Annotated in this window: 18 protein-coding genes; 8 read left to right on the top strand and 10 right to left on the bottom strand. The window is 30.8% G+C overall.

The window, feature by feature from the left end; translation table 11 throughout:
• Positions 1-4: 4 nt before the first annotated feature.
• The 8 genes from FAF07_RS14170 to FAF07_RS14135 all read right to left on the bottom strand — a co-directional run bounded on the left by FAF07_RS14170 (position 5) and on the right by FAF07_RS14135 (position 14,843).
• Entirely contained in the window at positions 5-736 is a 732-nt protein-coding gene (locus tag FAF07_RS14170; RefSeq protein ID WP_142785725.1) for a hypothetical protein, read from the bottom strand.
• 137 nt (positions 737-873) lie between these two features.
• Positions 874-1,299, bottom strand: a complete 426-nt coding sequence (locus FAF07_RS14165; RefSeq protein WP_142785724.1) for a hypothetical protein — start codon at positions 1,297-1,299, stop codon at positions 874-876.
• Between the two features lie 12 nt (positions 1,300-1,311).
• Complete coding sequence (locus FAF07_RS14160; protein ID WP_142785723.1) at positions 1,312-5,154, bottom strand: DUF6443 domain-containing protein; 3,843 nt, start codon at positions 5,152-5,154, stop codon at positions 1,312-1,314.
• Between the two features lie 2 nt (positions 5,155-5,156).
• Positions 5,157-9,308, bottom strand: a complete 4,152-nt coding sequence (locus FAF07_RS14155; RefSeq protein WP_142785722.1) for a hypothetical protein — start codon at positions 9,306-9,308, stop codon at positions 5,157-5,159.
• A gap of 215 nt (positions 9,309-9,523) precedes the next feature.
• Positions 9,524-11,536 carry a hypothetical protein gene (locus FAF07_RS14150; protein WP_142785721.1) on the bottom strand — a complete coding sequence of 671 codons (2,013 nt, stop codon included), beginning with the start codon at positions 11,534-11,536 and terminating at the stop codon, positions 9,524-9,526.
• Positions 11,529-13,343, bottom strand: coding sequence for an O-antigen ligase family protein (locus tag FAF07_RS14145; RefSeq protein ID WP_142785720.1), 1,815 nt, complete (start codon positions 13,341-13,343; stop codon positions 11,529-11,531). Before FAF07_RS14145 ends, FAF07_RS14150 begins: the two co-directional genes overlap by 8 nt.
• A gap of 71 nt (positions 13,344-13,414) precedes the next feature.
• A complete protein-coding gene (locus FAF07_RS14140) occupies positions 13,415-13,960 on the bottom strand; it encodes an OmpH family outer membrane protein (protein WP_142785719.1) in 546 nt (181 codons plus the stop codon).
• A 61-nt stretch (positions 13,961-14,021) separates the two neighbouring features.
• On the bottom strand, positions 14,022-14,843 hold the full coding sequence (locus tag FAF07_RS14135; RefSeq protein ID WP_185956441.1) for a tail fiber domain-containing protein: 822 nt from the start codon (positions 14,841-14,843) through the stop codon (positions 14,022-14,024).
• Between the two features lie 311 nt (positions 14,844-15,154).
• On the opposite strand from FAF07_RS14135, the gene FAF07_RS14130 reads away from it, so the two are divergent.
• The 7 genes from FAF07_RS14130 to FAF07_RS14100 all read left to right on the top strand — a co-directional run bounded on the left by FAF07_RS14130 (position 15,155) and on the right by FAF07_RS14100 (position 22,153).
• Positions 15,155-15,820: a response regulator gene (locus FAF07_RS14130; protein WP_142785717.1), complete on the top strand. Its 666-nt coding sequence runs from the start codon at positions 15,155-15,157 to the stop codon at positions 15,818-15,820.
• Between the two features lie 116 nt (positions 15,821-15,936).
• The gene (locus FAF07_RS14125; RefSeq protein WP_142785716.1) at positions 15,937-16,329 is read left to right on the top strand and encodes a prepilin-type N-terminal cleavage/methylation domain-containing protein; all 393 of its coding nucleotides are present in this window, start codon (positions 15,937-15,939) and stop codon (positions 16,327-16,329) included.
• Positions 16,330-16,809, top strand: a complete 480-nt coding sequence (locus FAF07_RS14120) for a hypothetical protein (protein WP_142785715.1) — start codon at positions 16,330-16,332, stop codon at positions 16,807-16,809. It abuts the gene before it with no gap.
• A 4-nt stretch (positions 16,810-16,813) separates the two neighbouring features.
• Complete coding sequence (locus tag FAF07_RS14115; RefSeq protein ID WP_142785714.1) at positions 16,814-18,220, top strand: GspE/PulE family protein; 1,407 nt, start codon at positions 16,814-16,816, stop codon at positions 18,218-18,220.
• A 23-nt stretch (positions 18,221-18,243) separates the two neighbouring features.
• Entirely contained in the window at positions 18,244-20,442 is a 2,199-nt protein-coding gene (locus FAF07_RS14110) for a general secretion pathway protein GspD (RefSeq protein ID WP_142785713.1), read from the top strand.
• Positions 20,442-21,644 carry a hypothetical protein gene (locus tag FAF07_RS14105; RefSeq protein ID WP_142785712.1) on the top strand — a complete coding sequence of 401 codons (1,203 nt, stop codon included), beginning with the start codon at positions 20,442-20,444 and terminating at the stop codon, positions 21,642-21,644. Before FAF07_RS14110 ends, FAF07_RS14105 begins: the two co-directional genes overlap by 1 nt.
• On the top strand, positions 21,641-22,153 hold the full coding sequence (locus tag FAF07_RS14100; protein ID WP_185956440.1) for a hypothetical protein: 513 nt from the start codon (positions 21,641-21,643) through the stop codon (positions 22,151-22,153). The genes FAF07_RS14105 and FAF07_RS14100 overlap by 4 nt, the downstream gene beginning before the upstream one ends.
• A 110-nt stretch (positions 22,154-22,263) precedes the next feature.
• Here FAF07_RS14100 and FAF07_RS14095 read toward each other — a convergent pair whose 3' ends face one another.
• Positions 22,264-23,259 (bottom strand): IS110 family RNA-guided transposase, encoded by a 996-nt coding sequence (locus FAF07_RS14095; protein WP_142785711.1) that lies wholly within the window; start codon positions 23,257-23,259, stop codon positions 22,264-22,266.
• 449 nt (positions 23,260-23,708) lie between these two features.
• Here FAF07_RS14095 and FAF07_RS14090 point away from each other — a divergent pair, with 449 nt between their 5' ends.
• Positions 23,709-24,245 carry a BfmA/BtgA family mobilization protein gene (locus FAF07_RS14090; protein ID WP_142785710.1) on the top strand — a complete coding sequence of 179 codons (537 nt, stop codon included), beginning with the start codon at positions 23,709-23,711 and terminating at the stop codon, positions 24,243-24,245.
• A 148-nt stretch (positions 24,246-24,393) separates the two neighbouring features.
• On the opposite strand, the gene FAF07_RS14085 is transcribed toward FAF07_RS14090, so the two are convergent.
• Entirely contained in the window at positions 24,394-25,653 is a 1,260-nt protein-coding gene (locus tag FAF07_RS14085) for a site-specific integrase (RefSeq protein WP_142785709.1), read from the bottom strand.
• Positions 25,654-26,137 lie beyond the last annotated feature (484 nt).

The following is a 26,137-nucleotide window of genomic DNA, read 5'->3' as shown; positions in this document are numbered from 1 at the left end:
GATGCTATAATTTAAAATAATTGATTTTCTTTTTAGCTCGATTGGCTGATCTATAAGTTTTGTTGGGGCAATTATTAAAATCACTTACTAAATCTACAATGCTTAATTGGTGTTTACTATTTTCTTGCCAACAACAATTTGCAGTTTTATATCCAAATATAATGCCCTCACTAAAAGAGATTTTTTCAACTTCAGTACTTGTTTTATAATATTGCAAAACATATTTTTTATAACTCTCTTCTACTAAAAAAACAGCATCTGCATTGGCTATATTTTCTAAATCATTTTGGTTTAAAGCTATGGAGATATCTGTTATTATATTGGTGCGTTTATTAAGAATTAAATAGTCTTTTAAGCTGTAATTAGCCTTACTATTTAGATCCTCTAATACACTTACCTTATCGGCTATTTGTAATTGAAGGTATTGCGGCTTTTTAGGAATAGAATCTATATATATTACACTAAAGTTAGCGGGTTGAGAAACTTTTGCTTTTGTTAAAATTTTATACGTTTGTTTATTAAATGATTTAATACTTACTCTTAATTTTATCGGTTTATTATACGTTGGTATGGCGGCATTATTGAATTCTTGTTGCAACAAAAAATCTTTATCTAAACCAACGCTGCCTAAATTGACTTGTTGCGTGGTTTTTGTTTGTGAAAATTGATTTGAGATTATCGTTTTACAACTTACTAAAAGAATTAAACTAAAAAATAAAAAAATCATTCTTATCATAAAAATTGTTTTTTTATGTTTCATTATCATTTTAATATAAAATGTCTATAATATTGTTTTCCATTTTGACGGTTAACTTCTTCTAGATTTGAAGATGATTGTATTTTAAAAATGCTAAAGCACCTTCATTTAATGAGCTACATGTTTTCTTCTAAAAGTTCTTTCATAGACTTAGAATCTTCTACTCTTTTAATCCACTCCGTTAAAAATTTATCGTTTTTTTCATCACTATATTTAATGTTTTTTATTTTATTAATAATATGTGTCTTGACTTCGTTTAAGGGTATTTTACTATTTAAATCCTCAAAGGATATTTTACTTTTCATAAAAAAAGGAATATACTTTCTCCATTTACCAACATCCTCTTTTCCTATAATTTTATATAAATTACCTTTCACGTCTATAAATAATGATTCTAAATAATACTTGTTGAAAAATAAGTCATTTGAACCCAAATAAAATTGACCCTCTAGTTTTATATCATTTAAGGTGCTAAAATCCCATTCTTGAGCAGTCAAATTCAAGGCAGGAAAAATAATTTTTTTTTCAATATTTTTCTTCATTATTTTTTATATTTAATATAATCCATCATAAAGTTCTATACTTCCAGTATTGTCATCTATTATATCACTTATAGTTCTAAACCCATTGCCTAAAAAGTAATTTGCAGTTCCCGTTCCTAAATCTGCAATAAACCAGACCGCAGCTATAGGTGCTCCAAAACCAGTTAATGCTAAACCTGTAGCTAAACCATTAATACCATGCGATACTTTTATTTCTCCAGACAGTGCAATATCTGCAATAATTAATACACCTCCAGCTTTTGTTAATTTAGTACTTAAATTTCTTATCCCTTTAACTTTCTCTAATTGTGTAATTCTCCAAGCTTTGGCAACAGGGTTATTGTATCTTTTATCCCATCTCCATCTCCATCTATTAGAGAGGCTCTTTCCTGTTTTATTAATATGAAAAACTTCATTTGAAAGATGATACTTTCCTTTGTACGTAATAACTGTTGAAACACCTCCAAGTCCAGAATTTACCACAAACATTCCTGTGGATAACATATTTTCCATAAAACTGTTGGAATCATACCACTCAGTGGCATAAATCTGCCCAACAATGTTAAGTATAGCAGCATCATAAGATTCTTTATTGCCTGCAATAACAGTTACTTCGTTTAATACCATTGACCCTGCTGTTAATTTTGCCCATTCTGCATCACTTATTGCACCACTTCCTTGAGAGCCTTCAGAATCAGTTACGCTAGAACCAGAACTACTATTATTAGGGTCATTTACATTCTCTTCAGAACTATTTGGCTGTTGTGCGGCATAATTAAAAGCTGCTGAGTCTATAGAACCAAAGCCATGTCCATAACCATAAGATTGTGTACCCATTTGCCCAGAATAGAGTGTCCATCCAGAACCGCCATTAGAACCTATCATACCATCGGCTCCACTAGGGTCTGAAATTAGTACGGGGTTATTATCAAAGGCATTATAGGTACTCATACTATGGTGAGTTACAGGGTCCATACTAGTCCATCTGCCCAATGCAGGGTCGAGACTACGCACATCCATCTCGTACATATTATAACCCAATGCTTTTTCCTGTTCTTTACCATTAAATTTAAACTTATTAGCAACATCATTTGTATTGGCGGAAACAATACTATTATACCCTTTATGCTTAAGCCCAAAGGGATAGTAGTTGTTTTCTTCAACAATTTCAGAATTGGCAACACTACCATTACCATCAATATCTGAATATGACAACCTGATATTGCCCAAGTGGTCTTTATATTGGTAAACATAGTCAAAACCACCAGAACCATCTGGTTCTGCATAGCCCTCTGCATGACTAAAAAACTTTAAAACATTGTTTTCATAAATATACTTACCTGCATATTCTATAGTTTTAACAACACTTCCCTCTGTAATTATTTTTTTTAATTTTTTACCTGTAGCGTCATAAAAATATTGAATAGTGCCATTTGGCAATGTTACTTGTTTGGGTAAATCTAAATGGTTATATATAATATCAGTGTTTATACCTTTATTTAAATCTTTAAGCATATTGCCATTTTCATCATAGGTATAATCATCACCATTGGTATTACCATCTTTAAAACCATCATTCCCTAAAGAGCCTATAATAGCATCGGTAACACTTTTAAGCTTATTCCCTTCATCATAGGTATAAGTAAGATTATCCATTAGCCCTCCAATAGCTTTACGCTCTAAGGTTTGTATATTCCCATTTTTATCATAACTAACTCCAGAAAGACTGTAATTATTAGTGTTATCTATACCACTTGTAATACGGTTTAAAGCATCGTAAGTATAGTTGTACGCATTACTAACAGGATTACTAGTTGGGTTAATACTAGCTGTTTTCCAACTGGTCTGACTAATATTACCATTATATAAAGCATTACTTCCTTGGTTGTAGCCTATTTTTAAACTAAATAAATCATCGCCTAAAGATGTAGGGTTATTAATTTGTTTTAACCAACCTCTAATATTGTATTTGTAGTCTATAGTTTGTAATCCATTTGAATTTTCTGGGATTGTTGCTACGGCTCCACCTACTTTTATATTTTCTATACGCCCTAGTTCATCATAAGCATTATTAGCTAATAATTCTGGATCACCCCCATTGATAGATTGGGTTTGTGTTAAAACTCGCCCAGCATGATCGTATGTGTATTTATTATTAGTTACTATTGTCACGCTCGATTTTGTATGTGAATTTTCAAATTCTACTATTTGCCCTGAAAAGGCATACTTTATTTTGCTCTTATCTACAGTACTTAAATATTCATTTTTCTTAGCAGCATAAATAGGCATTCCTTTTTTATCATAATAGGATACAGTGGTCTCCCATTGATAAGTGTCTAATATTCTAACTTTACTTATGGTCCCTAAGGATTTTGTTTTATTTGATACTTGCTGACCCAATATGGTTGTGGGAAGTGTTAAACCTATTCCAGCTGTATCCATATTATAATCATCATAATAATGAATAGTATGTAAAGTTAAACTATTTGTTGGAAAACTTTGATTGGTGTAAGGTAAGTTTTGACCATCTACATTAGAAGTTCCTGTTATTTCATACCATTTGGGATTAGATTGATTATTTACTTGATTTTGTAACTCCAAGCGACCAGAATTACTATTAGTTCCTATAGGTGTGTAGGAATATTTTCCTGTATAGACAACTTTTCCAAATTTATTAAACTTAGTAAATAACCAAACATTTTCATCTCGTTGCAGTGCGTCTTGTGTAAGTATAGGTCTATCTAATTTATCATAAACAACATATTCCCATTCCTTACCAGGAATTTTCATTTCTACAATCTGATTTCTTTTGTTGTAATGATAGATGTAGCATAAATTGTCTAGTATATCGGTTTGGTTAGACACATTTGGACTAACAATTCTTGCACTAAAAGTACTTCCTAGTTTAGCATTAAAACCAGGCATTAAAGTTATTGAATTTGAAGCCTCTAAATTTAGAACTTCACCACTAGATACTATTGCATTAGAAGTAATATCGGTTTGTGTAGTACCACTTATGTCTTGATCGGCAGCCAATGGAGGTATAACATAGGTTAGGTTTCCAAAATCATCATGCACATAATATGTGTCATGAGGTTGATTATCATTGTAAGTACGCTTTAGCACTAGCCTACCTATTTTATTTGTAAACTCTTCTATTGTATTATCTTTAATATGGGTTTGTGTAGGTTGCCAGTTTTCATTTTTTACAACAGATTTATATAACTCCCCTAGTGGGTAATTGCCTATATATTCTAATTCTGTTTTTTCTAAATCACTATTTGGGTGAGATACATCAAATTGTTTTACTTCATTTGCTTCATTAATTTGATACTTAAATTTTGTAGTATGATCAGAATCACTCGTTGTATTTAACTTCCAATCTGTTCCAGCCGATCCTTGTTTTAAAGCTCTACCCATCGGAGAAGCCTCAAATAAAACTTCAGAATATGGATTGGTTGTATTTTCATATTTAGCAGTATTATAAAAACTATTGACGGAATTTAAAGGATTATTTTCATAACTTCCATTATTAGCACTTTTAGCAAAAGGAAGGTAAATTTTATTTTCTCTACCATAAGCATCATAATTTTTAAAACTTATAACATCTTGCTCTTGTCCACCGGCACGAATTGCTATTGTTTGTTCTGAACGTCCCAATGCATCATAATAAGTAATAGACTCTATTTTATCATTAGTATTTGCATTACTTAAATTACTTTCCAAATATGGTTGCTTATAAACAACCGTATGAATATAATTTTTATCTTGCCCATAAGTAATATTAATGACCATTGATACAAAAAGTATAATAATGGTTTTTCCTATTTGATGTATTGTAAGAATTTTTGCCATTATTATTTGTTTTGGTTTGATTTATTATGCACTAATATTCCATTGGCGAAGAAGTTATTATTTTTACTAACTTCAGTTAAATTAAAAGTTTGCTGTTTCTTTTTTATTGGTTTTAGATTTGTAACTCGGGTTTCTTTAATACTTTGGTTTTTGGAATCATAAATCATACAGATATCACCTTCATTTAAAGTGTTTACTTTTAAATTATAATTTTTAAATGTAAGGTCCGGATTATAGGAACACCAACCTTTTCCCTTAACATAGTAGGGGTGATCCCAAGTATTTGTATTTGTTTTTTTATTACTAAAAGTAATTTCCACAAAATTTGTGTGAATAGGGCTGGATATATTTTCTACAATTCCTTTTTCTAATACTTTTTTACTAATATTATAGGTTAAAATAATGTCACCTCGTATTACATCTTCTATTAATTTATGGGTCCCATCTACCATTTCTATTTCCGTACCAGCTATAAAGCAATCTTGCTCTTCTTCAGAACAGTCAGCTGAAAAATTACTACTAAGATTAAATATTTGTCCAGTTACCACATCTCTCATTATACAGGTAACAGTTATACTGCTTTGGCTACAAGAATAAACTCCTTGAGTGTAGCTAAAAGTAGTTTCTGTATTGCTTCCATTCCATTTAAATCTGAAATCACCAGAACCTCCACAATAGTAAATACTAGCATTATATGTAACAGGGTTGCTATAGCTGAGTTGTGATACAACTAGATTTGGAGATGCTGGAGATGCTGGAGGAAAATTTAAAAATCGCGGCATTAAAAGCTGTCTTTGTATTTCTTGCCCCGTATTTAAATCTCTTATTTTGCATTTTACAGCAATATATTGTCTAGGGTTTGGGGCAACACTATTACATATACTAGATTCAAAATTCCAACCTACATTTTCGTATTCTAGTTTTAACTCCTCCTCGCTTAAGCTAGGGTTAAACTCATATACAGGAAAAGGCACATCCGGACCAATACCAGGAGATGTCTCTATGTAAGTGTATTCATCGTTCGCTATAATTAAATCATTAGAAGCTGTCTCATTTTCAACTGTTAATCCATGTGTCCAAGTATATCTATAATTACCTGAACCATTAAAGGGATCAGCTGTTATTTTATATTGACCACCTACCCCTTCACTAATCGATTCATAAGAAAGTATTGCAGATAATTTTTCTGGCATTACTTGCCAATCGCTATAATTATACCGATTTTCTTTAATTACATTTTGTTCTTCATCCTTTATGTACTGAAATCTATTAAATTCATCATACGAATATGTTACATTATAACCTTTTTCATCTTGACTTTGTGTAAGACCTACTAGGGGATTATATAAACTTGTGACTACTTCTACGGCTTTATTATCAATATAGAAATCACGTATTTTATTTAGTTCTAATAGAATATCTGAATCTGATGTAGGATTATTAATAATATCCATGTCAATTCCTGTTGTTAATACATCAGTATAAATAGCACCAACAATTTTTGCCACCACTTTTTTCTTATTATATCCCCAAATCAAAGTAGTTGGTGTATTATCTTTATTACTAAATTGAATCAAATTTGCATTTTCAGGGTCATAAACATCAAATTCAACCTCTGTTTCACTAGGATAATTCGCTTTTTGCAAGCTTACTGAATTGGGTTCTATTATTTCTCCAGAATTAAAATCGCTATAATTAATTATTTCTTCAGTTAATAAATTAGTATTTAATAATGACTGTGTTTTAACAGGCGTACTAATTCTATTTTTACCAATCAAACTATTTACAAAAGGTAGATTTGAAACTTCACTATCTATTGGATAATACCACCTTTTTTTAAGGACTTCATTTGCTGCAGATTCAACAAATTCTTCTTTAATAAAATCATAGTCTGAATGATATAGGTAGTTGTTATTAATAATATGGATACCGTTTTCTAAATAATTTGTTTCAGTTTTTTGTGTAACCATATTTCGCTCAACAAATAGGTTTGTTCCAGCCACCATTCTACAACATGGGCCATCATAAGGTTCCCAATTAGGATAATTAAATGCTTCACCTATTGGAATTGACTGAAATGTTTGGTGGTCAAAACTAAATTCGGTTTTATTTAATAGTTGATTATCATTATTAAAAATTTGAGTTTTATATAGATTACCTCGTTGAATTCCTTTATCTAGTATTAATGACGGAAAAAAACCATAATCTATTTTAAATTGTAACCACTCAAACTTTGGAATATTAAATGAATTTCCTCCTGTACTTTGGTTAGTAACAGCAATTGGTAAAATATCTGGATTAGATAATGGGTTTGTATATTCTTTAATTGTTTTTCCATTGCCTATTTCATCAATAACTACTCTTGAATAACCAACTAATGCTCCATGAGTATAGTTTAATCTATTAACTCTCCTATTTTGACTTATAAAAGTTATGTTTTGTGGAATATTAGAAACAGTTATAGGTTGACTATAATTTGTGTTAGTTACGTCTGAAAACTTAGGAATATTCAATATTCCACCTGAAGTACTTCCAGTTTCTGTGATATAATTATAATTAATATCTCTTTCTACAATTCCATTTTCATTATACAATATGTTTTGCTTAACTCTTAATCCACCCCCTTCTATTTCTGTGTTATATATTTTAAATGAATTTAGTTCATAATTTAAAATATTATAGCCCCCTGTTGGATACGTTATTTTTTCTAAAGACGCAGCTTTAGCATGTGGCAATGATGCATTTAAATTGTATGTTCCTGTAAGTGTGTAATAATTACTATCTCCATTTATCGTAAATGGCAATAGAGATTTATTAGAATCTATATAAAAATATTGTGTAGGGAATTGACTAAGTGGTGAGGTGGTTACAGGCGTTCCATTATAATAGCCTGAAAAATCAGTTTGCGGCGCATGTCTTTCGGGTAAAATAGTGTTATTATATTCAAATTTATAACCAGGTAAATATTCGTTAATATCATTACTAAAATAGATTTCATCTAAACGCAATCTTTTACAATTAGTTGCACTACAACCTCCAGTTAAAAAATAAGAATAGCTAAAGTGTGTTCTTTTTATTAAATCTCCATTTTTATTTCGTATCTCTATCTGAGTTAAAGCACTATCTCCTGGTAAATCTAAACGATTTAAATCATAATGAAAAAAAATATCTCCCTCATCAAATTGTATTCGAATAATCTTTTTTAACCACAAGCTAGTCTTTGCTTCTGTATTTTCTATATTATTAGAATTTGAATTAACTTTTGTTGTATTGAAAGAATCAAATTGATATAAATCCACACGTTCATATTGAAAATTTATCTCCTGCTTAGTTCTATTAGATATTAACCTGCTTAAAGGGTAAGATGAATGATAAAAAGCTGTTCCGGCATTAGTATTGTTATAGATATGTTCCCATTCATTAAACTGATATTCAATTCCTTGATTAGACAATATTTTTATTTTATGCACATCATAAGAATTTATCCCTGTTCCAAAATGCAACTGTTGATTTAAAGCATTTATCCAGCCTGGAAATGGATAAGTTAATGCCATCCCAGATTCTAAGGGAGTAATAGTAGTTTCAATTATATTGTTTTGTTGATTTAACTCTACTGTACTTCGATTAGTGGCATGAACAAAACTGGTTTGAATACCTGGAACTGATACGTTAAATAAATCCGGTTCCCCATCTGTAACCCCTTCAAAAGTATTTGAACTACCACTAAAGTGTTCAGCACCCATTAAATAACCTCTACTAGTGACTCCAAGTTCATTCTCAGTGACAACAATATAACTATATGCAAAATCATCTTTACCTCTTATAGATTTAGAGACCATACCCCCTGCGTTTAATGACCAACCTAATCCCACTCTAGAGGCTAAGTCATCTACCATAACACCGCCTGTATTATACGATAGACTTACTGGCACTTTTATACCGTCTATATTGATCTCATAGATAGGAATATTAATATTAGCTCTACCTGTATATTCATTTAATGGAAAAAGGTTTACAGCTTCAAAAGCTGCTACATCTGGGGCTTTTACACCGAATTGAGAAGCTACACCAGAATAAGAACTTTGGGCAGAGAGAGCAACTGTTGTTATTATAATAAAAATTATATTGAATAAATAATGAAATTGTTTGTTCATAATAATTTAAGATTCTTAGATTTGCAAAATTCTACAATAGAAATGCTTTAAAGCATAAATTTATACGTTTCTCTTTTAAATGTTTAAAAATCAACCTTACTCATCAGGATGAAGAACCTTACAGTTTGTAAGTCAATCATTTTAAATTCTATCTTAACTATTAAAACTCTTTTAAACCACACTTCAATAGTCTTTTAATAAATGATTTACTGTTATTAATACCACTTTACCTGTTCATTTTCCAAAGTAAAAATCCGCTCTTCTGTTCCTCCTGTATGGTTGTGCAATAGATATAAGGCTCCAACAGGCACTCCCTCAAAAGTGATTTCTTCTGAAGCATCAGCAACCTTTTTTCCCATGCCATGCCAACCTTTATCCCAATAAAATAGTTCATACTCTTGACCTTCAAAGATGGTGTTCGTATCATTTCTAGGCATAAATTCTATTCTAGATATTTGTGTTGGGTTATCAAACTCTAATCCTATCCATGCTTTACCCCAATCTTCCTCGGACGCATCAAAAAAAGTGGATGGATCATTATCAAAAGTCATCTGTTTTTCAGCTCCATATCCTTTGTATGAACCTTCTGTTCCTATAACTTTCCCTTTTAAATTTATTTCCCTATTCCCTTTTAATCCATAGGCTTTTAAAATAGCCATGTTACAACGTCCACTATCTTTTTCTGAAGAAACATATCGTAAATACTTATATTTAGCTTTAGAAACTTTATTTTTTACACTTCTTAAGTAAGTTTGTGGTTTATCTTTTATTGTTCCCATTGTTACAGTTTCACTAAAGTCAGCATGATTCGATAACTCAAAACGTCCTCCTACCATATTTTTGAGGTAGTCATCCATATGTTTACTTAAAGGATATTTCCTTTTTAGGGTTATTTTTCGTGTTTTATTGGTATCAGGAATCAATTGAGTGACCTTACCCTTTTTATCAATAATAACAGGTTGCTCTGTATACACAAAATGACCATTATTATAGTATTTTGGTAAATAAACAATTCCACCTTCAATATTAGAAAAAATAGCTTCGTTTTCTTTTCTAACTGACCAATCTATAGGCACCCAATTTTGATTATCAAATACAGATAAATACACATACTTCCCTAAGCTTGTAGAACTTGATTCTAAGGGTAAAGTTATGTTATGAGTTTTGGCATAGAGATGGGTAACATCTTTGAAATAAGGCGATCTAAAAAAATTAGGAATACTCTTGTGATCTTTTTCTATTTCAGCCAATACCCCTTCCTGCTTTGAAAATGTTTTCCTATAGACCTTCCCTTTTTTATCTTTTTCAAAATGAGGTTCTCCTGGATTCGTTTCTGTACCCATAAATGGTACTGTACTACCGTCTTCCAATAAGAGATAATTCCACGAATGCCCCATACTTCTCCAAGGCCATTGCGGAACAAAATCAATCCCTACTGGAAGCCCAACAGAACGCATAGATAGTAACGCAAATACAGTCTCATCTTCACAAATTCCTAATTTAAATTTATACATATTATCATACGTGAGCCTTATAGGGTACATATTCATCTCAATCATATTACTCAATACATTCTTTATAGAATCGTTAATTATAGAACAGGCTTTAAACCTATCAATTTGAGCATCTGCTTCCATTACCCATTCAAAATTTTGATAGGCGGTTTTGCGCCAATAATGGATAGGCTCATGATCTGCTCGATATGGGAGTACATTTTCACAAAAATCAACAAATGATAAATCTTTTGCCCATGGTGCCTTTTCCCAAGATTGAAAAGCGATATCGATGTTTTCAATTAAATACTTCGATTCTAATAGATTAATATCATATCTAATTTTTGTTAAACGAGGTTTAATATCTTTATATTTCTCCTCCATGATAATCAATCTTTTCAATGCAATACCATGTTTACTATCATCAGTTGGCATTTGTCCACCAAATTCTTTAGGAGATAAAATGGAGTCGTATTCCTTGGATAAAATATTACTAAGTGCATAATGATTATCCATGTTTTTTAGAATAAATAGCAGTGCTTCTAATTTTTGACTTTCTCCTTTTTTCTGATAATGCTTGATTGCTTTAATAACTTCTTGATTATTTGCTAATTTAGGGTTTAAAGCCTCTGTATATTTTTCTACATCTTTAGAAATACATCCAACACACAAAATCAAAGAAAAAAAATAGAGATGTATTATTTTTTTTGGGAAAACGAACAGTATCTTATTCATAATTATTTTCTTTAATAAATTCTCTCATCTCATATTTTATTCCTGTAACAGTAGAAGATTTCACTTTTGCAGGTGTAATTATAATAGTTTTGGCAAGCTGAAGTGCCTTTTCTAACATCCCCATTTTTTTGTATAGATATACCAATCGATATTTTGGGAAGAATTTATGTGGCACTATATGTATTGACATTTCGTATGCATTTCTTGAATTTTTAAAATCTCCAACCTCCTCATAAGACATACCCAAGGTGGTATATATTTCGGATGTTTTCATATAATCAGTAGCCTTTTCTAAAACTTCGATAGCTTTTTTATTTGAACCATTTGCAGCTAACTCCGCTCCATAGACGTTTAAAAAATCCCAATTATCTTGATTATATTCATATAGCCTTTCAAATATTCTTGAACGTGTATTCCAGCTAAGTTCAGTACGTAAATTATAAGCTGGAAACCATAATCTTTCTTTTTTTAATCTTTGTAACTCAGAGCTAACAATTAAAAGGGCTATACCACATAGAAAAGCACTTAAGATTATCTTAGTACGATTATTAATAGAAAAAACAGGATTCTTAATAGAAGTTGAAGAAATAATTGCAATACAGATTATAAATAACAACTGAACAGAATAAATTTTGAACGGATAGGTAAAAAAGGACAAAATACAGAATACAAAAACACCCCCGTAACAAGCTAAAAGCGTTTTATTTATTTTTCTTAGATGATCTTTAAAAGGTTTTATAAGAAGAAGTAAAATACTAAGAAACAGGATAAATCCAATAAGCCCTAATTCAGCAGCAATATATAAGTATTCATTAAACGTATGGTTTACATCGTTAGCCAACAAACTTAGAGGATCCTGAGGATTACTTTTTAGATAGTTAGCTTGATAAGTTGGATATACGCTCCCAAACAAATTGTAACCTACTCCTGTAAACGGATGATCCGATATCAGTTCTATGGTTCTTTTCCAAATGAATAAACGTCCATTTGCTGAATCTTTTTTTAAATTAAAAATGGCATACAAGCTAAAGCAAAAAAATGCTATAAAAGCTATAATAAATATGTATTTCGTTTTAGCTTGCTGTCTAGCGATTTTTTTAATTTCGGTTTTGTTATTTACTATAAGAATAAATAAGTAACTAATTATTACTGCAATCCATGCTGCTCTTGCTTTTGTTAAAATCAATAAAACAATAGAAAGAATGATAATGCCGCAATATAGAAATCTTCTATATTCTCTTTTAGATGTATTTGCAAAAATTATCATCCACGGTAAAAGAATTGCTAAATAAGAAGCAACAGCGCCAGAATTTCCCATGGCAGCAGTAATTAAGAGTTCATTGATTTGTGTGGCGCTAAAGAAATATTGGTAAAATCCTATTAAAACTGTTATTAATGCCAATATATAAGGCACAGGAATAAGCTTAAGGATTATTTTATCTATATTAATGGTGCTAAGTTTTAGTCTAAGAGTGATATAAATTAGCAAGCAAACTGTAGCAACAGAGGCCTTTGATGAAATATATGTTAGCCCCGTAAAAAACTGATTGATATGCAAATAAAGAAAAAACAAGAGCACTGCTATGTCAATTCTGTTAATTAAAAATTTAAAATCGGAAGGTTTAGTTAAAGAAACTAAAAAACTTAAGATTATAAAAAGTGTACAGGTAGCACTAAACCAAATGAGTTTAGGTGTAAGTATAGTATTTACAAATTGACCTGATTTCACAAAAGGCGTAGCCAGTATTAATATAAAAACTAGACCAGAGACTGTAGAAAGAAAGCGGATATATGCTTTTAAATTCAAAAAAATTATGTTTAAAACACCTTCAAAAGGTATTATTATTAACTTTTAAATATGATGTTTTAAAATAAAAATTATTCTATAATTTTTTTATTGTATGCAACGTTTAAACCATCTATAACTTCAAGTGTAATATCATAAATATGATTGCCAAACATTATGTTTCCGTTTCCAAGGTTACCAAGTACATAATCAAAACCATTGTCTTTGCTATAGGTTTTGATATACTCATTAACTTCATCATAAACAGGTTTCATCCATAATGTTTTTAAGCTATCTAATTCATGAATAGTTTGGCTTTGCATTTGTCTATGAATCCGTTCTAAGTCTATTATTTCATGTTGTTTGTCAATACGTTCATCTTCTTCTATTTTCTTGTTGTTTTCATTAAGCCATTTTATTTTTTCTTGAATATTTTCGTAAAAGGCATCAAGCTTTTTCTTTTTAACAGCCTCCTTTAGTATTAATTTATCATCTATATCCTGTAGAGCATGATATTCTTGCATCACATTTTCGACAAAAACATAGGCTACTTTAAGTTTATTTGGTTTAAAGAAAATAGATAAGGGAATTAATATCGCCAATACTAAAATGGCTATAATTGTTTTAGAGGTATTCATTCTACTTATACTTTATAAAAAATGTGTTCATTGCTTATATTTAATAACAATTACGCATTTTTTATTCTTTATTTTTTTTTGTTATTTTTAAATTACTTATTTCTACTTCCAACTGAGCTATTTTTTCTTGCTGAATATTAAAAGCTTCTAGAAGTAATGGTACAAAACCTTGATAGTTTACACCATATAAACCAGTTGTTTCATCTAAAGACACTAACTCTGGAAATTCTGTCATAACTTCTTGTGCAGCAACGCCATATTGCTCTCCCTCATCAAATTTAGGTACATCTACAACAATTTCATCTATTTCATCAGTATGCTCATACTCAATTTCTCCATTAGCTTTAATTTTTTTTATAACCTTATAAATAGTGTCTAAGGGGAATTTTGCTGTGCCAGCATTATGCATTTCTAAAAGCTCGTCTCTAGTTTTGTACTTATATTTCTTTCCTCTTACTTTACGTAGTTTGGCTAAAAACCCATCTTTTTCTATAATCCGCTCATCTTTCTTAAGGCGTTTATCAGAACTTGTGAATACTCCTTCAGATACATAGGCATCTCCACTTACATAAAGGGTATAGCTACTTGTTCCATATGATCCGTCAGATATACGTACTGCGTTTGTAACATAATTCTGATTGGGACGAACATATAACTTGTAAGAACTATTATAACTCGTGCCAATACCTATTGACTCATAAACGTAGCCATAATTAATATTCAGATTAGACACAAAAGAAGTTTGAGCAGTAATTGAATAGGAGTTATTAGGAGCATAATTACCAATTCCTACTTTACCGGTAGAATTTACTTGAATTTGACCATAATTTTGCTGCACAAAAAAAAACAACATAAATCCTAAAAGTAAGTGAGTAATTTTCATAAGTAACATATATTTATAAACACAAACTTATAAGTTTATCTTTTAAATATTTAAAAATCAACCTTACTCTTTAGGATGAAGAACCTTATAATTTGTAAGTCAATCATTTTAAATCCTTTCATATTATCATTACTTTTCAAATCAAACTTCAGTAATCTTTCAAAGCGATTTAATGCCTAAAAGCCCCCCACAAATAAGATTAAAACACCTATACAAAAACCATACAACGTAAGATTATACTAAATTTAATGTATGATCTTACATATATTTGAAAAAATGAATACTTTGTGAAATTTAAAAAACACACACACATGATTAATGATATTCTATTGATTGATGATCACCCAATAATTCTAAATGCTTACGAAAATGCAATTACTAAATTTGCAGAAAATAACACAAATTTTCAATTTAAAATTTATACAGCTATTTGTTGTGAATCTGCTTTAAATTTAATTAACAACAGAAACAAACCATTTAATTATGTATTTCTAGATATACGTTTGCCAAAATCTAAGGGTAGTAAATTTCAATCAGGGAAAGACATTGGTCTTGAATTGAAAAAACGTTTTCCAAAAACTAAAATAGTTGTTATTACTGGGCACTTTGATACATTTACTCTTGATTTCATATTGCAATACATAAATCCTCATGGACTATTATTTAAAGGAGATATTGTTGCAAACACAGTCTCTGAGGCATTAAAAAGTGCGTTTAAAAATGAACCTTTTTACAGCATAACCATATTAAAATTATTAAGGAAAAAAATTTCTAGTAACATTATACTAAGTAAGGTAGATAAACTCCTTCTTTCTGAGATTTCAAAAGGAACAAAGACGAAAGATTTGGTAAAAATTCTACCACTTTCAATTGGTGGAGTTGAAAAAAGAAAACGGCATCTAAGAGAACTATTTGATACCCTAAAAGGAAATGATTTAACCCTTATAAATGCGGCTAAAGAAAAAGGGTTTGTTTAAGCACTTGAAGCCTTACTATTTATAAGGTCAAAACTTACTAATAGTAAGGTTTTTTTTAGTGTATCTGCATGTAATCTTCCCTATATTTATTTTTCTAATAATATTGTTTTTGCATAATGAAAATTAAAGCTTATAATCTCCAAGAAGTTCTTATTGTACTCGTTATTATTGGTATACTATTATTACTAGCCCTACCCAACCTCATGCCTTTAATTGCCAAAACAAAAAGTGTTGAAGCACAAACGCAACTGAAGTTTATATATAACTCCCAAACTACTTATAGGTACATGTATTCTAAATATTCATTTGATTTAAACGAAATCGACTTTGAAGCACCTAAAACAGTTAACGAAAATGGTACGAGCAATTACAGTTACGAAATTTTAAATGCCACCAATAGTAGTTTTAAAGCTAAAGCAACGGCTATTACCGATTTTGATGGCGACGGTATTTTTAATGTTTGGGAAATTGATGAAAACGGTACTCCAAAACAACTTATAAAAGATTAGATGATTATCGCTAAAACCATATTAACCCTGAGTTTGCTTTTTGTTTTTTTTCAAGACACCAAAGAGCGCATGGTATATTGGTTTCTATTTCCCATTATTGGACTGTTGAATGGTTTTTTATTTTATAAAAGTACACTTTCAGAATTGTTTTTTATGTCTATAAAAATGAATGTGATTTTTATATTAATATTTGTTGTTGTTATCCTATTATACGCCAAGTATAAACTTAAAACACCTGTTTTTAACACCATTGGTTTAGGAGATGTATTATTGTTTTTTGCGTTATCCTTATCATTTTCAACAATGGCGTTTGTTGTCATTTTTATAAGTGCCCTAATATTTTCCTTGCTTTTACATCTGCTGTTGTCAAAAAATAAAAAAACACTAACTGTTCCTCTGGCAGGTTATATGAGTTTGTTTTTTTTAGCAACCTACTTTGGCCATTGGTCAGGTTATGTGGATGTGTTATATACCCTTTAAAGTTATGACTAATGACTTTAACATTCCCACCAATCTCCTTCAGATTTTAAGCTCTGAACAGGCTTATCACTATAAAATTATTCCTGTAGAGTCTTATAACGGAACGCTGGTTTTTAAATCAGAAACCCTTACTGAAAGTTTAAAAAGAGAACTTCGAGTAGTATTTGGAAAGGACATTGAATTGCGTCCTGAGACTTCCGAAAATATTAATCTTTATTTATCTAACAATTTTAGAAAGCGAGACTTTAACAAAACAGAAGATTTACATTACTCCAGTGATTTTCTTGAAAAATTGTTGTTGTCTGCAAAAGATATAGGGAGTAGTGATATTCATTTTGAGCCTTATGAACATAAATGCAGAGTACGGTTTCGATTAGACGGTAAACTAAAAGAACATTTTGTAATAGCTTTATCGGAATACCCCGTTATCGTCAATAAGCTTAAAATAAAAGCGGGTTTAGATATTTCCGAAAAGAGGCTTCCTCAAGATGGTCGTATTACAATTAAAACTGGGTATAATGAATTTGATATTCGGGTATCCAGCTTACCCACTTTACACGGTGAAAAAATAGTCCTCCGTCTTTTAAGTAAAGATACGGGTCATATTGACATTAAAGATTTAGGGTTTACTGATAAAGAGCTAAAAATCTATAGCGAAGCCACAAAAAACCCCAATGGGATAGTGCTTATTTCTGGGCCAACTGGTTCGGGTAAAACAACCACGTTATACGCCACTTTGAAGTTGCTCAATGATGATAAAACGAATATTGTAACCATCGAAGATCCTATTGAATATACTTTGGAAGGTATTAATCAAGTACAACTAAAAGAAAACATTGGTTTAGATTTTGCCAGCGCTTTACGAACCTTTTTACGACAAGACCCTGACATCATTATGGTTGGTGAAATCCGTGATGTAAAAACTGCTAATATGGCTATTCGAGCTGCTTTAACAGGACATTTAGTATTGTCTACTATTCATACTAATTCTGCTTGGGCGACCATTTCTAGATTAATAGATATGGGGATTCCTGCGTTTTTAATTGCTAGTACGTTAAATGTTAGTATTGCACAACGTTTAGTTCGAAAATTATGTATTGACTGTAAAGAAGAAACTAGTATTTCTAAAGAAATCTTTCCTAAAAACTTTAATGTTCCTAAAGATTTAAAGTATCATTTTACTGCTACAGGTTGCCCTAAATGTTATCATACTGGCTATTCAGGTAGAAAAGCGATTTATGAAATCATTCCCATTACCAAATCCTTAATACCTCATATAAAACTTAACGATTTAGAAATTGATACCTACTTGAAAGAACATCATATTTCTACTTTAAAACACAACGCCATTGATTTGGTCAAACAGGGTTTAACTTCCATAGAAGAAGTCTATGCTCTATTAATTGATTAGCCAAATCACGGCTCAATATATATATGAAGAAACTAATCTATATACTGTTATTAAGCTATTCTTACGGGTTTTCACAAAGTGATGACCAACGGATTTCCAATATTAAAAATCAACTCGAACTCCTATCCGTTGAAAACTTAGGTCTCACCGAACAAGCAAAAACAGAGATTAGTGTTAGTGATATTTCATTAGCTAATTTTATTTTGGCTATTTCTAACGCTCATGGCGTTAACATTAATATTGCACCTGAACTTAATCAAATAACCATTGCAAACAATAATTTTTCCAATGTTACCGTCTCAGATCTTTTGGTATTTTTATGTAAAGAGTATCAACTAACCATTGAGTTTACAGGAAGCATACTATCAATAAAAAAATATACATCACCTGTTGAAATTCCCCAAGAGCACATTATTCCAGTTGTATACTATCCAGAAAGTACGAGTATTACCATGGATATTAAAAACGACAAGCTGTATGACGTTTTTAAACGTATCATGGATGAAAGTGCTAAAAACTTAGTTTTTTCTCCTGGATTAGAAAACAAAACATTAACCTTTTATACTAAAGACACGCCCTTTGATGCTGCTATGGACAAATTTGCATTGGCTAATAATTTATACGTTGAAAAAACAAAAGATAATTTTTATGTATTTGAAGCTGATGAAGTCTCACAAAACGCAAACCAAAACAATTCTAAAACCAGAAGAAATCAAAATCTGTCCTACAAAATATTGGATGGTTACAATAAACTATTAGAAGTCGATTTTAATAACACGTCCATTGCCACTATAATCCATGCTATTGGCACCGATCTTAATATTAATATTTTTACAGCAACACCTTTAGAGAATGCTGGACATGTGACCTTTAAAGCTAGATCAATTTCCTTTGATGAATTGCTTACCAAAATGTTTGAATCACAGGTATCAACTTCATCTGGAAATTTACAAGCGAATTTGGGTGTTCAACAAAATGGTAATCGTGGTAATTCTCAAAATGAAAATATCTCTGTATCTGCTGCAAGTGGTGTTTTTACTTATAAAAAAGAGGGCAATATTTATTATTTCGGAACAGAAAACCAACTTAGTGTTCGTAAAGTAGAGGTAATTCATTTAATGCACCGCACGGTTGAAATGTTTGCAGATCCTTCTGGAGGTAATAATAGAAATGGAAATATTGGCTCTAGAAATAGTGGCTCTTTTGATAATACATCGAATAGCTTTAATAATAACTCAAATAACCAATTTAATAATGGAGGTGCTAATAACAATAGAAATAGACAGTCTCTAAATACAAATAATACATCCAATTTTAACCAACAGTCAAATAGTGGACAAGCTTTAATTGATGTACTACCCTATGAAATCAAAAAGGATTTAGACATTAAAATTGACTTTGAGATGAACAGTTTTTATGTCAATGGTTCTGGTGCAAATATTGAACGCTTTAAATCTTTTATCAAAAAAATAGATAAACCTGTTCCTGTTATTTTAATAGAAGTGATGATTATTGAAGTGAATAGAAGTTCTTCTGTGGAAACTGGTATAAGTTGGGGTATTGGTGAAAATGAAGTCAATACTCAAGGAAGTCTTTTTCCTGAAACTGATATTACTTTAGGGTCGAAAACCATTAACAAAGTTATTGGTGGCTTTGACGGTATAGGGTCTTTCAACTTAGGAAAAGTTGTGCCTGAATTTTTTGCCAACATAAAAGCATTGGAAACCAATGGGAATATCAAGATACGTTCTACCCCAAAGTTAGCGACTTTGAACGGCCATAAAGCCACATTATCTAACGGACAAACGTCATATTATGCGGTTACTCAACGTAATATTTATGGTACTGATAATCCTCAAACTTCTGAAATCACGAATTTCGAGCCTATAGATGCGGAGTTGGGACTAACCATTAAACCTTTAGTTTCTGGTGATGGGCAGGTTACGTTAGATATTTATGTCATCCAATCTAGTTTTGGGGGACGTATTGCAGATGATGCACCGCCCGATTTAAATTCTAGAGAATTTACCTCCATTATCCGGGTGAAGGATCAAGATATAGTGGTATTAGGTGGTTTGGAAGAACAAGTAAAAAATGATTCAGGTTCTGGTATGCCTTTATTGGCTAGAATTCCTGTTATTAAATGGCTTTTTAGTAAACGAAAAAGAGAGGATAGAAAATCAAAATTAACCATCCTTATTAAACCCACAGTCATTAATTAATGTTTAATCGCTTTATATCATATCTGCAATTTGGAAATCGCTATTGTGGGATTGAACATAGCTCAAAGAATGGTAAAAAAACCTTACATGTTACCGTTTTAAAGAAAGCCAAAAAAGAGGTTATTATTGATGATTTATTTTCTTCAAAATCCATTGGTAATCTTTCAAAAAAACTTTCTAAAAAACAACATGCTTTTCTTGTTATCAATAATGAGCATGTACTTACCAAAAGTCTGGATAATGAATCCTTGGAATCCATCAAATTAGTTAATAAAGCCTTTCCAAATATAAATATGACTGAGTTTTATTATGAAGTCATCCAACAGGATACAAGGCCTTTTATATCTATATGTAGGAAGAGTTTTGTGGATGAACTTATTAAAAAATATACGGATTTAGGGATATCCATTGTGAATCTTTCATTTGGGAATTCTGTTATATCTAGTGTTGCTTCTTACTTAAAAGTGGATACTATTTCTACTTCAAATGCATCCATAACTGTAAAAAATAAAGTCATTGAAACCATTGTACTTGATGAAACTATTAAGGAAGAACAGTATAATATTAATGGCTTAGATAGTTCTAATACATACCTACTATCCTTATCGGCTGCATTAAGCAGTATCTTGAATAATTATAAATCAACGACAAACTTTCAAGAAAAAAAAGCGATACTCATTAATAGTTTTAAACAGATTCGGTTTTACAGCTTGTTTTTAAAAATGGGATTAGTTTTTATTCTTAGTGTTTTATTAGTTAACTTTTTGTTTTTCAATTTCTATTATAATGGGGTTAATCAACTCAATGAAACCTCACAATTAAATCAAACAACAAAGAGTAAAATTATTACACTAAATGAAAAGGTAAGCAACGCCCAAAAAATGACTGACGATATGTTAAAAAGTAGTGTATCTAAAAGCTCCTTTTATGTTAATGCTATTATTGGTAGTTTACCTGAATCTATATTACTCTCTGAAATTAATTATCAGCCTATATTAAAAAATATTAAAAAAGATAAAGCCATCGCACTAAATCAAAATACGATTATGGTTTCTGGAACTTCTATTAATAGCGTGTCTTATTCCCAGTGGATTTCGGTTTTGGAAACCATGAATTGGATTAATAAAGTAGAGGTTGAAACTTATAGCGACTCCAAAACAACAACCTCACTTTTTAGTTTAAAAATAAGTATACTGCCATGACACATAAAACTAAAAATATCGCATTAGTAATTGGTTTTATAATGGCACTATTTTTATGTTATCAATTGGCTATATCCAATACATTAGTCTTAAAAAACGAATACAATGACTTGGAAAAAGAAGCTTTGTTGTTTAAAAACACCCCTAAACAATTATCCCTTTTAAAACAAAAACAAACCTATTATGATTCACTTTTAAACAAATATCAAATTCAAGGGGGTTCTATTCAAAACAATCTTTTGAAAACTATCAATACCTTTTCTACTGACCATAATTTAAAAGTGGTTAGTTTTTTAGAGCCTCATATCTCTAAGTCAAATGAATTAACTGTTAAAACCTATCAATTTACTATGGAGGGAAATTATAATTCAATTCTAAAACTTGTTCATCATTTGGAGCAAAAAACCAAATTTGGTGAAATTATTAATCTTCATTTTGAGAAGAAAAAGAATTTCAGAACTGGGAAATACTATTTGCAAGCGAGTGTTTTGTTAAAGAGTTTTTCCTAATTGATTAATAAATCAATGAATATAGTTTTATTTATAATTAACCTGTTTACAATGACTATCTTGTTAAGGGGGGATTTCCATGTTAAAACCTAATAAAAATGACAAAAAAATCAAGCTATATTTTTGACATAGGGTTGCTGTCTTTTAATGACTGCACAAACTCGATGTACAAGCTTGTTCCTCACATTATTCACAATAAGCATTTTATTCTTTCCTTCCTCAACCTTTCTCAGAAAATATGCTCTGATATCGGGATCATGATTAATAGCTGCCAAAGCACTCATATGCAAGTGTTTTTTAAGTGTTCTATTAGCCATAGGATGTATTCTGGACTTTCGATGAATGGAAGACCCAGAAGTGTATTCAAAAGGCACTACACCGCTGTAACAAGCCAGTTGTTTAGGATTGTCGTAGCGTGTAAAGAAGTTTGTAAAAACGGTAAGATGAAGTGCTGTGATTTGACCAATCCCAGTTACAGAAGTCACCAAACCGACCGTTTTATTGAGTTTATCATCAGAAAGAATCAGTTTTTTAATTTCAGCTTCAATACGTTTGATTTCATCCTCAAGATTTTTGTTGATTCTTTTCAGGTTTTTCCTGGCAAGTTTTCCAATTTCAGGAGAGAAACGTTCAAGTTCATTAGGGTATTTATTGATGTCAGCTCTAGTGTTAACAAGCTTTTTTCTAATCTTAAGCAGTATCTTCATTTTTTCAAGAACTTCGGCTATAGGCTTATAAAGTTCCAATTCTGGGTAATTTTTAGATGCATAAAAAGCGATTCTTTTGGCATCAACTTTATCGTTTTTACCTCGTTGAAGACCAATACTCTTAGTGATCTGTATAGGCATTTCAACACAGAAGTTGGCTTGTTTTTCAACGAGTTTGGTAATGATAAGCTTTCCGTAGACACCAGTATGTTCCATACATATCAGCGTGTTATCCAAAGGAATCTTTTGATTTTTAAGAAGCCTAATAAAAGCATTAGTCCCTTTTTTAGTGTTTTCAAAAACGTAAGAGGTAGTCCTATCATTTTCGATAATAGCAACGTCAAAGAACTTTTTCGATATGTCAATACCGATAAAGTAGTTAAAGTTTTGTTTGTTCATAATAGATAAGATTTTAGATAAATGACCAGTATCCAGATAACCATCGAACCCCTGATAATAGGTCTAAAAACCTGAATTTCCATCTGATGCCGTTCCGGAGATAACTGATAAGGGCTTTTATCAAATAAAGTATAAGCCCGAAGCTTTGAATAGCGTATAATTCGCCCCTATCAGTTTGGTCACAGTTTATTATTATAGGGAGTATTCCCCGATAGAAAGTTAACAATTAAAGCAACTCACTAACATATAAATAATCCCTAAATAAAGCGTGTTTGTAAAACTAAGGGGGAAAAGCAAGAGGGTAACACGCTGCGCGATGTTACTGATTTATAATTTATTGATTTTCAATAAATTAACCTGTAAATAAATATTGTTAATTCTGATTTTTTGCGTAAATTCCATTTTCACCCCAGTAAAATCAATATTTCATTGTAACAATCTCATAAATTATGGATGATTTTAATACCATTCGGCTAAAGAAGAAAACCTTAGTTAAATTTAAAAATTATTCTAAAAAGATCAGTCCTAGTTATTCTGAAACTTTAGATTTTATGATTGCTTTTTTTGAGGATAATAATCTGTCTCCTTACGATACTTTAGGAATGAACCTGACATCATATTCCAACATTATCGGCAAACGCATGGATGCAGTAGTCTCTATTTTAAGAAATGTTGAAGAAACACAATTGAAGCCCACCAAGAAAATGTTGGAATCACTTTTTAAAGGCGTTGAAAAAAGACAACCGAAGTATGTTGAAAAAATAAAATTTAAAGAACCAGTACTAACAACCGAAAATAAGGAATTAACTTATTATCGTGATGCCTACTTTAAACAGCAAACTGAATTTGATGAACTTAAGTACAAACTCAAAGACACTCTAAAAGATTTCAAACTTGTCAAAAATACTTTTAGTAGTAGGCATTATGTATTAAAAGTATCTGAAGAAGATTATCAAGAATTGAAAAATAGTATTAAAATTACATAACCCCTTTTTCTGTTCTTTTACTACCGCGCTCGCTTGGGCGAGCTTGCTGCATTTTTAAACCGTTGGATTCCCCGCGCCCACATTGGAACTAGTATTAAAAATCGTTTTAAATACCCAGCCTCTAAATCCAACGCTTTAAAAACGTTTTTTAGCCTTCTGAAACTTCCTTTAGTCTTTTTTGCTTTTTGGTTTCAAATCGTATCAGTAGGTTTTGAAAATCCTCGCTTATTTTTGATTCTACTACCCTAGCATATATTTGAGTCGTAGTTAATTTGGTGTGTCCCAACAGTTTTGAAACCGTTTCTATGGGAACACCATTAGACAGCATCACCGTAGTTGCAAAGGTATGTCTGGCAACATGGAACGTTACGTTTTTATGTACTCCACAATCTTTTGCTATTTCCTTTAGGTAGCTATTTGCCTTTTGGTTTGAGCATAATGGTAGCAGAGGATTTTTCTCTTTTTTTTCACTATCCCTTTTATACTTATCGATTATGGTCATCGCTTTGGGCAAGATGGGTATCTTGACCGTTTCATTTGTTTTCTCTCTTTTAGTAAATATCCAATGATTATTGTCTATACCTCTGGTTATTTGATTTAGAGTTAGTTCCTTGACATCTATATAGGATAATCCTGTATAACAAGAGAATATAAAACAGTCCTTTACCCTTTCCAATCTTTCGTTTTTGTAATTGGTCTTTTCTATCCTTTCCAATTCTCTTTCAGTAAGGTATTGTCTATCAAATTTATCAAACTTCAATTGAAACTGTACAAATGGGTTTTTAAGAATCCATTCTAATTTAAAGGCAAGGTTTATTATTTTCTTAAACCGTTCCAAATGCTTCATCACGCCATTGTTGGAAAGCATTAGTTGTTTTTTATTGTTCTTATACGTTCTAAGGAATTGCTCAAAATCACAGATAAACCGATAATTCAATTGCTTTAAGTAAATATCATCCATTTTTAATTTTTGCTTTAAAAACTTATGTAAGTACTTTTCAGTAGTATAGTAATTCTTCATTGTACCAGATTTTAGTACCGTAATCATATTGGTATTATGATAAGCAATAAGCTCTTTTAGAGTTTTATGAGTGTCATCCTCTCCTAAATAGCGTCGTTTAATGGCATTAGCTGAGACTATTTTACCTTCATCAAGTAGTTGTTTATGACAATCAAGTAATTGGCTATATACTTGGTCTAAATAGGTGTTTAATATTCTTATTTTATAGTTTTTTCCTCGCGCTCTATTTTTGGAAGCATCCCAATCTTTAAATAAGATGCTTCTTTTAAGGCTGATTTCTGAACGTTTTCCATTCACCGTAATACGAATGTAGATGGATAACTTGTTCGTAACGCTTCTGGATTTTCTTGTAAAGAAAATGATTGAAAATGTGCTGTTTGTCTGCATTTTTAAAGGCTTTAATTGAACAAAGGGTTTGTAAAGACAAAAGTCAAATTGCTCTTAAAAGCTCTTTAAAATTACGACAATTCTGTGAAGAAAGTGTACACCTAATTGCACACCTTTTATATGATATCAAATGATATCATTTGATATCATATAAAACAAAAAACACTGATAATCATACAATTAACAGTGTTTTAGTTTAACCTATTTCTAGGTTCGTCGGGGTGGCAGAACTAACGACCATTCCCTAATATTTTAATTATCAATTAGTTATCCTAATTTTTCAAATACAGGTAACCGAATAGGTAACTTCTGCATTGATATAACTTACTTAAATTTGTGACAAATATAATTGAAAACATCAATATTGAACAATAAATTAATGCAAATTTTATGAATTATTTGAATAGCAATACTAATCTAATACGAATTAAATCTTACAACAAAATAGAATAGGAAACTACTTTTTTAATTGAGGTTAAAACCA

Source organism: Changchengzhania lutea, from assembly GCF_006974145.1.
Taxonomy (GTDB): Bacteria; Bacteroidota; Bacteroidia; order Flavobacteriales; family Flavobacteriaceae; genus Changchengzhania; species Changchengzhania lutea.
The sequence above is the reverse complement of the archived record's forward strand: the minus strand, read 5'-3'. Positions and strand labels throughout refer to the sequence as shown.

Coding starts and splice junctions, on each gene's coding strand:
- FAF07_RS14170 (WP_142785725.1), bottom strand. CDS start 736: ATGATAAGAATGATTTTTTTATTTTTTAGTTTAATTCTTTTAGTAAGT.
- FAF07_RS14165 (WP_142785724.1), bottom strand. CDS start 1,299: ATGAAGAAAAATATTGAAAAAAAAATTATTTTTCCTGCCTTGAATTTG.
- FAF07_RS14160 (WP_142785723.1), bottom strand. CDS start 5,154: ATGGCAAAAATTCTTACAATACATCAAATAGGAAAAACCATTATTATA.
- FAF07_RS14155 (WP_142785722.1), bottom strand. CDS start 9,308: ATGAACAAACAATTTCATTATTTATTCAATATAATTTTTATTATAATA.
- FAF07_RS14150 (WP_142785721.1), bottom strand. CDS start 11,536: ATGAATAAGATACTGTTCGTTTTCCCAAAAAAAATAATACATCTCTAT.
- FAF07_RS14140 (WP_142785719.1), bottom strand. CDS start 13,960: ATGAATACCTCTAAAACAATTATAGCCATTTTAGTATTGGCGATATTA.
- FAF07_RS14135 (WP_185956441.1), bottom strand. CDS start 14,843: ATGAAAATTACTCACTTACTTTTAGGATTTATGTTGTTTTTTTTTGTG.
- FAF07_RS14130 (WP_142785717.1), top strand. CDS start 15,155: ATGATTAATGATATTCTATTGATTGATGATCACCCAATAATTCTAAAT.
- FAF07_RS14125 (WP_142785716.1), top strand. CDS start 15,937: ATGAAAATTAAAGCTTATAATCTCCAAGAAGTTCTTATTGTACTCGTT.
- FAF07_RS14120 (WP_142785715.1), top strand. CDS start 16,330: ATGATTATCGCTAAAACCATATTAACCCTGAGTTTGCTTTTTGTTTTT.
- FAF07_RS14115 (WP_142785714.1), top strand. CDS start 16,814: ATGACTAATGACTTTAACATTCCCACCAATCTCCTTCAGATTTTAAGC.
- FAF07_RS14110 (WP_142785713.1), top strand. CDS start 18,244: ATGAAGAAACTAATCTATATACTGTTATTAAGCTATTCTTACGGGTTT.
- FAF07_RS14105 (WP_142785712.1), top strand. CDS start 20,442: ATGTTTAATCGCTTTATATCATATCTGCAATTTGGAAATCGCTATTGT.
- FAF07_RS14100 (WP_185956440.1), top strand. CDS start 21,641: ATGACACATAAAACTAAAAATATCGCATTAGTAATTGGTTTTATAATG.
- FAF07_RS14095 (WP_142785711.1), bottom strand. CDS start 23,259: ATGAACAAACAAAACTTTAACTACTTTATCGGTATTGACATATCGAAA.
- FAF07_RS14090 (WP_142785710.1), top strand. CDS start 23,709: ATGGATGATTTTAATACCATTCGGCTAAAGAAGAAAACCTTAGTTAAA.
- FAF07_RS14085 (WP_142785709.1), bottom strand. CDS start 25,653: ATGCAGACAAACAGCACATTTTCAATCATTTTCTTTACAAGAAAATCC.